The sequence below is a fragment of the Rossellomorea sp. ABR4_012 genome (assembly GCF_056159545.1).
The window spans coordinates 208,693-220,829 of the sequence record NZ_JBSWVK010000001.1; the positions used below are offsets into that span (position 1 = coordinate 208,693).

General features: G+C 44.5%; 10 protein-coding genes and 1 other annotated feature (1 of these 11 running past the window's edge). All 10 genes read right to left on the reverse strand.

Going from position 1 to position 12,137, the window contains the following annotated elements:
- Nucleotides 1–40, reverse strand: a binding site (T-box leader) (it extends 177 nt beyond the left edge of the window).
- 46 nt (nucleotides 41–86) lie between these two features.
- The 10 genes from gltX to ACXAFV_RS01180 all read right to left on the reverse strand — a co-directional run bounded on the left by gltX (nucleotide 87) and on the right by ACXAFV_RS01180 (nucleotide 12,103).
- Entirely contained in the window at nucleotides 87–1,544 is a 1,458-nt protein-coding gene (gene gltX, locus ACXAFV_RS01135; protein WP_475123894.1) for a glutamate--tRNA ligase, read from the reverse strand.
- Between the two features lie 86 nt (nucleotides 1,545–1,630).
- Nucleotides 1,631–2,107 carry a 2-C-methyl-D-erythritol 2,4-cyclodiphosphate synthase gene (ispF, locus tag ACXAFV_RS01140; RefSeq protein WP_475123896.1) on the reverse strand — a complete coding sequence of 159 codons (477 nt, stop codon included), beginning with the start codon at nucleotides 2,105–2,107 and terminating at the stop codon, nucleotides 1,631–1,633.
- Between the two features lies 1 nt (nucleotide 2,108).
- Nucleotides 2,109–2,804 (reverse strand): 2-C-methyl-D-erythritol 4-phosphate cytidylyltransferase, encoded by a 696-nt coding sequence (gene ispD / locus ACXAFV_RS01145; RefSeq protein WP_475123897.1) that lies wholly within the window; start codon nucleotides 2,802–2,804, stop codon nucleotides 2,109–2,111.
- 451 nt (nucleotides 2,805–3,255) lie between these two features.
- Nucleotides 3,256–4,347 (reverse strand): PIN/TRAM domain-containing protein, encoded by a 1,092-nt coding sequence (locus ACXAFV_RS01150; protein ID WP_475123899.1) that lies wholly within the window; start codon nucleotides 4,345–4,347, stop codon nucleotides 3,256–3,258.
- 210 nt (nucleotides 4,348–4,557) lie between these two features.
- Entirely contained in the window at nucleotides 4,558–5,628 is a 1,071-nt protein-coding gene (gene disA / locus ACXAFV_RS01155; RefSeq protein WP_475123901.1) for a DNA integrity scanning diadenylate cyclase DisA, read from the reverse strand.
- Between the two features lie 156 nt (nucleotides 5,629–5,784).
- Complete coding sequence (gene radA, locus ACXAFV_RS01160) at nucleotides 5,785–7,161, reverse strand: DNA repair protein RadA (protein ID WP_475123902.1); 1,377 nt, start codon at nucleotides 7,159–7,161, stop codon at nucleotides 5,785–5,787.
- Nucleotides 7,162–7,551: 390 nt separating this feature from the next.
- Nucleotides 7,552–9,993 (reverse strand): ATP-dependent protease ATP-binding subunit ClpC, encoded by a 2,442-nt coding sequence (gene clpC / locus ACXAFV_RS01165; protein WP_475123904.1) that lies wholly within the window; start codon nucleotides 9,991–9,993, stop codon nucleotides 7,552–7,554.
- A gap of 1 nt (nucleotide 9,994) precedes the next feature.
- A complete protein-coding gene (locus ACXAFV_RS01170) occupies nucleotides 9,995–11,077 on the reverse strand; it encodes a protein arginine kinase (RefSeq protein ID WP_475123905.1) in 1,083 nt (360 codons plus the stop codon).
- Nucleotides 11,074–11,622: a UvrB/UvrC motif-containing protein gene (locus tag ACXAFV_RS01175; RefSeq protein ID WP_475123907.1), complete on the reverse strand. Its 549-nt coding sequence runs from the start codon at nucleotides 11,620–11,622 to the stop codon at nucleotides 11,074–11,076. Before ACXAFV_RS01175 ends, ACXAFV_RS01170 begins: the two co-directional genes overlap by 4 nt.
- Nucleotides 11,623–11,641: 19 nt before the next feature.
- On the reverse strand, nucleotides 11,642–12,103 hold the full coding sequence (locus ACXAFV_RS01180) for a CtsR family transcriptional regulator (protein WP_475123909.1): 462 nt from the start codon (nucleotides 12,101–12,103) through the stop codon (nucleotides 11,642–11,644).
- Nucleotides 12,104–12,137 lie beyond the last annotated feature (34 nt).

The window sequence follows — 12,137 nt, forward strand, 5'->3', positions numbered from 1 at the left end:
TAAGCGTCCTTTTCTTACTTCTCCTCATCAACGCGATCAATATGAATGAATTGGTACTCTTACTATATTACATTTATTCGAAAATGTTAACCTAAAAGACTTTGAAGACGGTGCTTTACTTTATCTTTCCCCAAAAGCTCGATTGCATTCGGCAATTCAGGGCCATGTGTCTGGCCAGTTACCGCAACACGGATCGGCATGAACAGCTTCTTCCCTTTATGGCCTGTCGACTTTTGAACAGCTTTGATTGATTTTTTGATTTCAGCCGCTTCGTAGTTTTCAAGCGCATCAATCTCTTCCAAGAAAGCCTGAAGCACTTCAGGCACCTGCTCTTCTTCCAATACCGCTTTTGCATCCGCATCGTATTCGAGATCTTTCTTGAAAAACATCTCAGACAATTCTACGATTTCTGCCCCAAAACTCATTTGCTCCTGGTAAAGGGAAATGACGCCTTTAGCCCATTCACGCTTTTCGTCTGTCATTTGTTCTTCCAGTTTGCCGGCCTTGATCAGGTGCGGCAGCGAAAGTTCCACTACTTGGTCGAGCTCAAGATTCTTCATGTATTGATTGTTCATCCATGTCAGCTTCTGGTTATCGAAAAGAGCAGAAGAAGTGGATAAACGTTCAGGATCAAAGATTTCGATGAACTCTTCTTTTGAGAACAGTTCTTCTTCTCCTTTAGGCGACCAGCCTAATAGCGCAATGAAATTGAATAATGCTTCAGGCAGATATCCCAGGGCTTCGTACTGCTCGATGAACTGAATGATGCTTTCATCACGTTTACTAAGCTTCTTACGGCTTTCATTGACGATCAGCGTCATATGACCGTACACAGGTGCTTCCCATCCAAGCGCTTCAAAGATCATCAGCTGCTTCGGCGTATTCGAGATATGGTCTTCCCCGCGAAGTACGTGAGAGATCTTCATCAAATAATCATCTACCGCTACCGCAAAGTTATACGTAGGTGTTCCATCCTTCTTTGCAATAACGAAATCGCCGATTCCATCGGATTCGAAAGAAACATCTTCTTTCACGATATCATTGAATGAATACACTTTGCCTGCAGGCACTCTGAAACGAATGCTCGGTTGACGGCCTTCTGCAGCCAGGCGCTCTTGATCTTCTTTCGTCAAATTGCGGCATTTGCCGGAATAACGGGGCATTTGACCAGCTGCCGTTTGAGCTTCACGCTCAGCTTCAAGCTCTTCTTCGGTGCAATAGCACTTATATGCTTGTCCGCTTTCTAACAGCTCGTTCAAATACTGCTCATAGATATGGTTACGTTCAGATTGGCGGTAAGGACCGTATTCTCCCGGTTTGTCGACACTTTCATCCCAATCGATACCAAGCCATTGAAGGTATTTCAGCTGGCTCTCTTCTCCGCCTTCAATGTTTCTCTTTTTATCTGTATCCTCAATACGGATGATGAATTTGCCGTTTACGCTGCGGGCAAATAGATAGTTGAATAGGGCTGTTCTTGCGTTACCGATATGTAAATGTCCCGTTGGACTTGGGGCATAACGTACACGAACTTCATTTGTCATGAGTGTTTCCTCCTTTGGATACGTGCTATAAATCCTCTGCTTATTTTAACACCGTTGCGAGAGGGAATAAAGCGGATTTTGTATGGTTATTTCTTTTTGATTAATACCGTCGTTTGCGCGGCGATTCCTTCTCCGCGGCCTGTGAAGCCTAGTTTTTCTGATGTGGTTGCTTTTACGTTGACCTGGGTGATGTCGGTTTCCAGGAGTTCGGCGATACGCGCTCTCATTTCATCGATGTAAGGAGCCATTTTGGGCTTTTGGGCGATGATGGTACAATCGATATTTCCAAGTTCATAGCCTTGTTCTTTTACTAGCATCCAGACATGCTGGAGAAGCTTGGCGGAATCGGCATCCTTGAATTCAGGGTCTGTGTCGGGGAAGTGTTTTCCGATATCCCCTGCTGCAATTGCGCCTAAGCAGCCATCCGCCACTGCGTGGAGCAGTACGTCCGCATCTGAGTGGCCCAGTAACCCTTTTTCAAATGGAATGGTGATCCCGCCCATAATCAATGGCCTGCCTTCTGTTAATTGATGTACATCAAAACCTTGTCCGATTCTAAACATGTTATTTCCCTCCACTCATTTCCTCTTGCTTCTTTACGATTGCTTCTGCAAAGTATAAATCCTCTGGTGTCGTCAGTTTTATATTATCGTAGTCACTCTCTACGACTGAAACACCTATGTTCAGCCTTTCAACCAGGGATGCATCGTCTGTACCCAGGAAACCACTTTCTGCGGCATCTTTATGTGCACGTTTCAATAATGAAACACGAAAAGCCTGCGGGGTCTGTACCATCCACAAGCTAGAGCGTTCAATCGTTTCCTCGACCGCTCCATCGATTACCTTCTTGATCGTATCTTTCACTGGAACAGCGGCAATCGCCGCTCCCGAAGATTGCGTCTCTTCCACCAGATGATGAATAGTTGCTGGTTTAATAAACGGCCTTGCTCCATCATGAACAAGAACGATCTCGTGATCTATCTCAAGCAATGCATTATACACCGAGTGCTGTCTCTCTTCTCCACCTTCGACCAGTTTCACGACCTTTTGGATGTTGAAGCGCTGGATTAATTCTTGGAACGCTTCCCAATCACCAGGGTGGATGGCTAAATAGATGCCTTTGCAATATGGGTCATGGTCAAACACCCGCAGTGTATGTATGATGACAGGGCAGCTGTTCAGCTCAAGCAGCAATTTATTTTTACCTGCTTTCATTCTTTTCCCTTGTCCGGCAGCAGGGATGACAACTTGATACTCCATACGTTAACTCCTTTTTACTCTTTCGTTTGTCAATCTTTATTATAGCTTACAGTATTGGGGGAGTCAGGGCAAAGTTGTTGGTGTTCAAAGGATTATTTTCAAAGTTCTTTTTTAAGGTTGTAACACAAAGAGATCTCTTAAATCAGCGCTTTTAATCTCCGTGCAAGACTTCGCTTTCCGCGGGCGGCCGGTGAGCCTCCTCGTCGATTCGCTCCTGCGGGGTCTCACCTGTCTCGCTTTTCCCGCAGGAGTCTTCGTCTTGCACTCCAATCAAAAGCTGGATATTCCCTTTACTTAAACACTATAAATGCATTTGTTTCATTAGCAAAATTATAAAACCTTTACTGACTACTAGAGTATAAAATAAGCCAACCTAAAAGATGGAATCACCTTTCAGACTGACTTAAGTATGATGCAGCGGCTGTAATAAATGCTTCCGCTTTTATGTTTTTTATAATGCTTTTTCTAATTGCTTGGGTTTGGCGAAGATCATTCGGCCTGCTGATGTTTGGAGGACGCTTGTTACCAGGACATCGATGTATTTGCCGATGTAGTTGCGGCCTTCTTCGACTACGATCATGGTTCCGTCGTCTAGGTACGCAATGCCTTGGTTATGTTCTTTACCATCTTTGATCACTTGCACCTTCAGTTCTTCTCCAGGCAGAACGACCGGCTTGACTGCGTTTGCCAGGTCATTGATGTTTAATACTTGTACACTTTGCAGGTCACAGACTTTATTCAGGTTGAAGTCGTTCGTCACGACAATTCCATTAGTGATCTTTGCCAGTTTTACAAGCTTTGAATCGACTTCCTGGATTTCTTCGAAGTCTCCTTCGTAAATCTGTACCTCGACTGGCAGCTCTTTTTGAATACGATTTAATATATCAAGTCCTCTTCGTCCGCGGTTGCGTTTTAATACATCCGATGAATCAGCAATATGCTGAAGCTCCTCTAAAACGAACTGAGGGATGACCACGATCCCTTCAAGGAATCCAGTTTGACAGATATCAGCGATACGACCGTCAATGATCACGCTTGTATCTAAAATCTTCAGCGTCTTTACGCCGTTTTCCTCAAGATCATCATCTGCACCCTTTTTCTTACCCTTACCTGCAGCCGGGAAAAGGCTCATCAGTTCATCTCTCTTTTTAAAACCAACCTGAAATCCTAAATAACCAAGAATCAATGTTAATAGAATGGGAACAACCGTATTTACGATCGGAATTTCCATCTGATTAAAAGGAATACCAAATAAATAGGCAACAAAAAGACCAATAATCAAACCTAAACTGCCAAATAATAAATCTGTCACGGGCGCCTTCACGAGACTATCTTCAAACCACTTAACGAAATTGACGACGTACTCGACTGCCCAAAACGTAAGAATATAAAAGATAATGGCACCAAATATGGCAGTCATATAAGGGTTATTAATCAAAGGAATGTCAGATAGATTTAGTACGGTTAACAATTCGGGAAGCAGAAAGATCCCCAGTGTCCCGCCTACTATAAGGAAGCACGCTTTTACGATATTTTTTAACATTCCCTCACCTCCTTCTACTCATTATAAACAATTTACTATTTTTAAAACGTTTGAATTCGGAAAACTTCATGATTTAACCCAAAAGAAATATTTTTAATAGAGAAAGCCCTATTATAATGGTCTTAAAAAAAGGCTAACATGTCCGAACCGAACTGTCAATTTTTTGAAAAAGATTCCATTGTATCATAACAGGGTCTTTTTGACTAGTCTCTATAACTGACGGTCTGCGAACGTCTGTTCTTTAATGAGCTTCAGGCCCTCTTTGATTTTTCTTGCTCTCACTTCACCGATTCCTTCAACTTCATCCAATTCAGTGACAGACGCGCTGCACACCTTCGGCAATGATTCAAATTCAGTGATCAAGTTTTCAATGATCACGACAGGCAGCCGTGGTATCTTATTCAACACACGGTATCCACGAGGGAAAATAGCATCATCATGATGCACATATCCATGGTATCCGAGCAGTTTTAACAGGACATTATCATCGAGAACCTCTGAATGGACAAGCTCCTGGAATTTGTACAACACTTCAAACGGCTTGATGTCCCGGTCCTGTGCGTAATCCCGGATGATCAACATCGCTTCCTCTTCAATGTCCGCCAGCAGTTCATTCATCTGCAGGCGGATCAGTCTTCCTTCCGTTCCCAGCTCACTCAAATAAGTCAAGAGTTCATTCTTAATGCGAAGAACCATCTCAAAACGGTGTAGAACCTGAAGAAGGTCACTGTGAGTAACAAGCTCCTCAAATTCCAGGACTGACAGATTGGAAATACTCTGATCAAGCACGACCTTGTACTTCTCCAAGGTCTGAATGGCCTGATTCGCCTTTGTTAAAATAACCGAAATATCCTTGAGTGCATAGCGGAAATTGCCTTGATAAAGGGTGATGACATTTCGCCTTTGTGAGATTGCAATGACGAGGGCATTCGTTTGCCTCGCAACCCTTTCTGCTGTCCTGTGCCTCATCCCGGTTTCTGTAGAAGGCACATAAACATCCGGAGCCAATTGAGCATTAGCATATAAGATCTTCGTACCGACTTCATTTAAGATAATGGCTCCGTCCATCTTCGCAAGCTCATAAAGATAGCTCGGGGAAAAGGAGCAATTGATATGAAATCCACCATCAACGACGGATCTCACTTTGTCATTGTATCCGACTACGATCAGCCCTCCCGTTTTTGCCCGGAGTACATTATCTATACCTTCTCTGATTGGAGCTCCTGGAGCAACAAATTGCAAAATATCCGATATCGATTTTTCAGTTTTTTTCTCTTCCATACCTTATCCTCCTTAGAAAAGCGCAAGCGCCTCTGTCAGCCCTGACAAACGCTCTTGGTCCGACCAGTGAAATCGTTCTTTGACTCCACCCAGCGGACCGAAACGTCTCGAGGGGCTATGCGCTGGAGCTGGACAATTCTCAAATTACAATGCACTCTAAGAATTTAAAATAAGGGCCAGTGCTTCGTTTATCGTAGCTACACCCACTACATTAATATCAGAGGGAGGATGCCACCCGCTCAAGTTATTTTGAGGAACGATCACACGCTTGAATCCTAGTTTCGCTGCTTCCTGGACCCGTTGTTCAATTCTCGAAACTCTCCTGATTTCTCCGGTCAGCCCGACTTCCCCAATAATACAATCATGAGGGTTAGAAGCTTTATCACGGAAACTGGAGGCAATACTCGTGGCAACGGCCAAATCAATCGCCGGTTCGTCAAGCTTAACTCCCCCAGCCACTTTAAGATAGGCATCCTGCTGCTGCAGCAGCATTCCCACCCGCTTCTCCAATACAGCCATAATCAGAGAAACACGGCTATGCTCAATTCCCGTTGCCATCCGGCGGGGATTATTGAAGCTTGTCGGGGTTACAAGAGCCTGTATCTCAACGAGCACCGGTCGTGTTCCCTCCATCGAGGCCACTACGGTAGAGCCCGTTGCCCCTTCAGAACGTTCTTCAAGGAAAATCTCTGACGGGTTGGCCACCTCTTCTAGCCCCAACTCTTTCATTTCAAATATCCCCATCTCATTCGTAGATCCAAACCGGTTTTTCACGGCCCTTAAAATACGATAAGAATGATGGCGCTCCCCTTCAAAATATAATACGGTATCTACCATATGTTCGAGCAGTCTCGGTCCTGCAATTGAACCTTCTTTAGTAACATGCCCTACAATGAAGATGGCAATGCCTTTCGTTTTTCCGATTCTCATCAACTCTGCAGTACATTCACGCACCTGCGAAACGCTTCCCGGAGCAGACGTCACTTCAGGGTGATAAATCGTCTGTATAGAGTCAATGATCACAAAATCTGGAGAAAGATGCTCAATCGTTTGATGTATAGACTCTAAATTGGTTTCTGCGTAAATATATAATTCATCGCCTTTAATATTTAAACGATCCGCTCGTAGTTTTGTCTGCTTAATCGACTCTTCCCCGGATATATATAAGACTTTCTGGTTTTGTCGGGCAAGCTGCGAGGAAACCTGAAGAAGTAGAGTGGATTTCCCTATACCCGGATCTCCTCCTATTAAAACCAGCGAGCCGGGAACAACCCCGCCGCCAAGGACCCGGTTTAATTCCCTGGATTCGGTTAAAACCCGTGGTTCCTGCCTGGTTTCAATGGAAGAAAGTTTTTCAGCCTTGGAAGGTCCCGTCTTTTCGCTGTGCATAAATGCAGCCCTGGGCTGTTTGCCAGTGATTGCAACCTCTTCGACCATGGAGTTCCATTCACCGCATCCTGGACATTTCCCCATCCATTTAGCCGACTCATATCCACAGGACGAACATACAAATTTCGTTTTTTTCTTTGCCAAATCAGTTCTTCTCCTCTTCTACTCTATTTTACCTATTGTTGATTCATACCAATCCTTATTGGATTGATTGTAACGATTTTGTGTAAGGCTTTCAATGAAAAGCCCTTCGTGATTATGTATGGATGCTTTCGGTTACTCTATCTAAAAGCCTTTTCTTAATAACGCTGTTGATTTCCGTGCAAGACTTCGCTTTCCGCGGGCGAGCGTGGAGCCTCCTCGGCGCTATGCGCCTGCGGGGTCTCCCCAGCTACGCTTTACCCGCAGGAGTCTTCGTCTTGCACTCCAATCAACAGCTGGAGTCGTTAATAAAACGCCAAGCTTCAACAGAATCACTGATTAAAAAAAGAGATACACGCCATACAAATACGTGTACCTCTTTTCAATAGATGATCAGGTAGTAGAATTAGCTTCTTCTTTTACCTTCACTACAAATTCTTTATCCTCGACATCAATCACAATGCTTTGACCTGTCAGGACTTTTCCTCTCAGCAGCTCTTCAGACAGCTTATCTTCGACGTGCTTTTGGATTGCACGGCGCAGCGGGCGGGCTCCGTATTCCGGATCGAATCCTTCATCAGCGATCTTTTCCTTCGCAGAAGCTGAAAGTTCGATATGGATATCCTGCTCCTTCAAACGTTTCGTAAGCTGATCAGACATAAGCGTGACAATCTCTTTTAAATGATCTTTCTCTAAAGAGTGGAAAACGATGATCTCATCGATACGGTTCAGGAACTCTGGGCGGAATGCTCTCTTAAGCTCTTCCATGACCTTCCCTTTCATATCTTTGTAATCCTGTTTCCCATCCTGGATGTTGAACCCGACATATTTATTGCTCTTAAGCGATTGTGCGCCGACGTTCGACGTCATGATGAGCACGGTATTCCTGAAGTCTACCGTTCTTCCTTTAGAGTCTGTCAGACGTCCATCTTCCAGCACTTGCAGCAGGATGTTGAAGACGTCAGGGTGAGCTTTTTCGATCTCATCCAGCAGGATGACGGAATATGGCTTGCGTCGAACTTTTTCTGTGAGCTGTCCGCCTTCATCATAACCTACATATCCAGGTGGTGAGCCGACAAGGCGTGAAGTCGAATGCTTTTCCATGTACTCAGACATGTCAATTCGGATCATCGCTTCTTCATCGCCAAACATTGATTCAGCTAATGCGCGGGCAAGCTCTGTCTTCCCTACCCCAGTCGGCCCTAAGAAAATGAAGGAACCGATTGGACGTTTTGGATCTTTCAGTCCTGCACGGGCACGACGGACTGCCTTGGAAACAGCCACTACCGCTTCAGATTGACCGATTACTCGTGAATGAAGGATTTCTTCAAGCTTCAACAGTCGGTCTGTTTCAGTTTGGGCAAGTTTCGATACAGGTACTCCCGTCCAGTTGGAAACAACTGTCGCAATATCTTCGACGGTTACTTCTGTATTTTCCTGTCCCTGCTTTTCTTTCCATGTGTTTTTCGTTTCATCTAACTCTTCACGCAGCTTCTGTTCTGTATCACGTAACGATGCGGCTTTTTCAAACTCCTGACTTTGAACGGCTGCATCTTTCTCTTTACGGATCTCCTCAAGTCTCGATTCAAGCTCTTTCAAATTTGGAGGAGTCGTATATGAACGAAGACGGACTTTCGAGCCTGCTTCATCAATTAAGTCAATTGCTTTATCCGGCAGGAACCGGTCGGAAATATAACGGTCTGATAACTTGACTGCAGCATCGATTGCATCATCCGTAATCGATACACGGTGATGTGCTTCATAACGATCGCGAAGCCCTTTCAGAATCTGGATGGACTCTTCAGCAGTCGGTTCATTCACTTGAATAGGCTGGAAGCGGCGTTCGAGCGCGGCATCTTTTTCAATATATTTACGGTACTCATCCAGCGTAGTCGCACCGATACATTGAAGTTCTCCGCGTGCAAGGGATGGCTTTAAGATATTGGAAGCATCAATCGCCCCTTCTGCCCCGCCTGCACCGATCAAGGTATGAAGCTCATCGATAAACAGAATGATGTTTCCTGCCTGACGGATTTCATCCATTACTTTCTTCAGACGGTCTTCAAACTCACCGCGGTATTTCGTTCCTGCCACAACTGTACCCATATCAAGTGTCATGACGCGCTTGTCACGGAGAATTTCCGGTACTTCATTGGCAATAATTTGCTGCGCAAGTCCTTCTGCAATAGCGGTTTTACCTACACCAGGCTCTCCGATCAGCACCGGGTTATTTTTTGTACGGCGGCTTAGAACTTCTATGACACGTTGAATTTCTTTACTTCTTCCGATAACAGGATCCAAACTTCCTTCACGTGCAATCGCGGTCAAATCACGTGCCAGGCTGTCAAGTGTTGGAGTATTCGCGTTTGCATTGCCTCCGCCTTGATGATTGTTGGAATCATTGCTGCCAAGCAGCTGCAGGACCTGCTGTCTCGCTTTATTCAAGCTTACCCCAAGGTTACCAAGTACTCTAGCAGCGACGCCTTCTCCTTCACGGATCAAGCCTAGTAAAATATGTTCAGTACCCACATATGAGTGGCCCAGCTTACGAGCCTCATCCATCGATAGCTCGATGACCTTCTTCGCTCTAGGTGTATAATGAATGGTTTGGGATTTCTCGGAACCTTTACCGATCAGGCCTTCTACTTCCTTCTGTATCTTCTCCGGGCTGAGCCCCAGTGCAGTCAATGCCTTCGCCGCAATCCCTTCACCTTCACGGACAAGTCCCAATAAAATATGTTCAGTGCCAATATTACTGTGTGCCAAGCGGATTGCTTCTTCTTGGGCCAATGCCAATACCTTTTGTGCTCTTTCTGTAAATCGACCAAACATCATATTATTCTTCCTCCTCACATGCGTCTTTATCTAATTTAATTCGCTCTCGTATCAAAGAAGACCTTCTTATATCTCTTTCATTTGGTCTAAGAGGTCCTCCCGAATATTGCTGCAGGAACCCCGGCTGAGTCAAAATCATTAGTTCATTCAATATATTCTTGGATATGTTTTTGATGTATCCTAAATCGATTCCAAGTCTTACATCCGATAAACATTTCGCTGCTTCCTTGGATTCGATGATGCGGCTGTGTTCAAGTACCCCGAGCGAGCGGAACACTCTGTCTTCTAATTGTATGTTCGATGTCTTGACTAATGCTTCCCTGGCAGACTCTTCTTTGTCGATGATCTGCTTTACGACGCTTAATAAATCTTCCACAATATCCTCTTCGGATTTACCTAATGTGATCTGATTCGATATTTGAAATATATTACCCAACGCTTCACTGCCTTCTCCATAAATACCTCTAACCACTAGTCCCAGCTGGTTGATGGCGGGTATGATACGGTTCAGCTGCTGGGTCAGCACTAGGCCGGGAAGGTGCATCATGACCGAAGCCCTTAGCCCTGTTCCAACATTTGTCGGACATGTCGTTAAGTATCCATGCTTCTCATCAAACGCATAATTGAATTCACTTTCAAACCAATCATCGATTTCATTGGCCCGATTCAATGCTTCTTTTAGCTGCAGACCCGGGTATAAACACTGTATTCGAATATGATCTTCTTCGTTTATCATGATGCTGACATCTTCTTCATTTGATAAAAGTACTGCACCGTCTTTTTCATTCTCAGCTAAATTAGGACTGATCAGGTGTTTCTCCATCAATACCCTTTTTTGAAGAGGTTGAATCTCATTCGTAGCCAGAAATTCCAATTCCCCTAAATCTTTTGGATATAGAGGGATCTTATCCCTTACCTTGCTTACGATTTCCTTTGCTTCCTCCGCTGAATAAAGAGTGGAGTACCGGAAATCGGTAAAATTACGGGCAAGCCGCACCCGGGAGCTAAGGACAATATCCGAATTCGGACCTTCTTCATTCATCCAGGAGCTGACGGCATTACTCAAAAATTTCTCAAGGCTCATCCAGCATCTCCCCCCTCTTTCTTAACCTCTTTCTCCAGGGAGCGGATTTCGTCTCTGATCTTGGCTGCTTCCTCAAACTCTTCATTTTCGATCGATGCTTGCAAATCGGCCCTCAATTGAAGGATTTTTTTCTTTAAGTGGATGGCTCCTCCCATGCGCTCAGGAACTTTTCCATGATGCTCGACGTTGCCGCTGTGCACTCGTTTTAAAATGGGATCCAGTTGTGATTTGAAGGTCTCATAACAGTGAGAACATCCAAACCTTCCCACATTGATGAACTGCTGAAAAGTCATTTTGCACTTTTCACACTGCAAAACCTCTTGATGAGGAATTTCCGAAGTTTTCGCCTGCTTGAATGCAGGAGATATATTAAGAAGACCTGCCAATAAGTTATTCACAGAAAAACCAGGTGAAGAATCAAACATAAACTTATCTCCCTTATCCTGGGCGCAGTGTTCACACAAATGCACTTCTGTCTTCTCCCCATTTACTACCTTCGTGAAATGTAGGGTAGCAGGCCTCTCATTACACTCTTGACAAATCATCCGACTCACCTCTCAACCCTTACTCATACTTCAAGCTATCCAGCATAGCCTTTAACATTCTTCCCCGAAGCACATCCCGTTCGGGCAGATCCACCATGATTACCGAACGATCCATGACACTCAGCATAATCTTGGCTTCCCGTTCCGAGATTATATCTTCTTCCACTAACCTGAATATAATATCTGCAGCTGTACTTTGACTGATCGCTCTTGTCACCAGCGATACCAGCTGATCTATAAGATGGACCTGGTCATGGGCTTTCACCTTCATAATCCGGATATAGCCCCCGCCGCCCCGTTTACTTTCAACCACATACCCTCTTTCAATCGTAAAACGGGTATTGATCACATAATTAATTTGAGAAGGAACACATTGAAACTTATCCGCAATTTCGCTTCTTTTTATCTCTACTATTTCACTTTCACTAAGCTCCAAAACATTCTTCAAATAACTCTCAATGATGTCGGAAATGTTCCTCATCAAACCTCCTCCTCATTTTGACTTTGACTATATT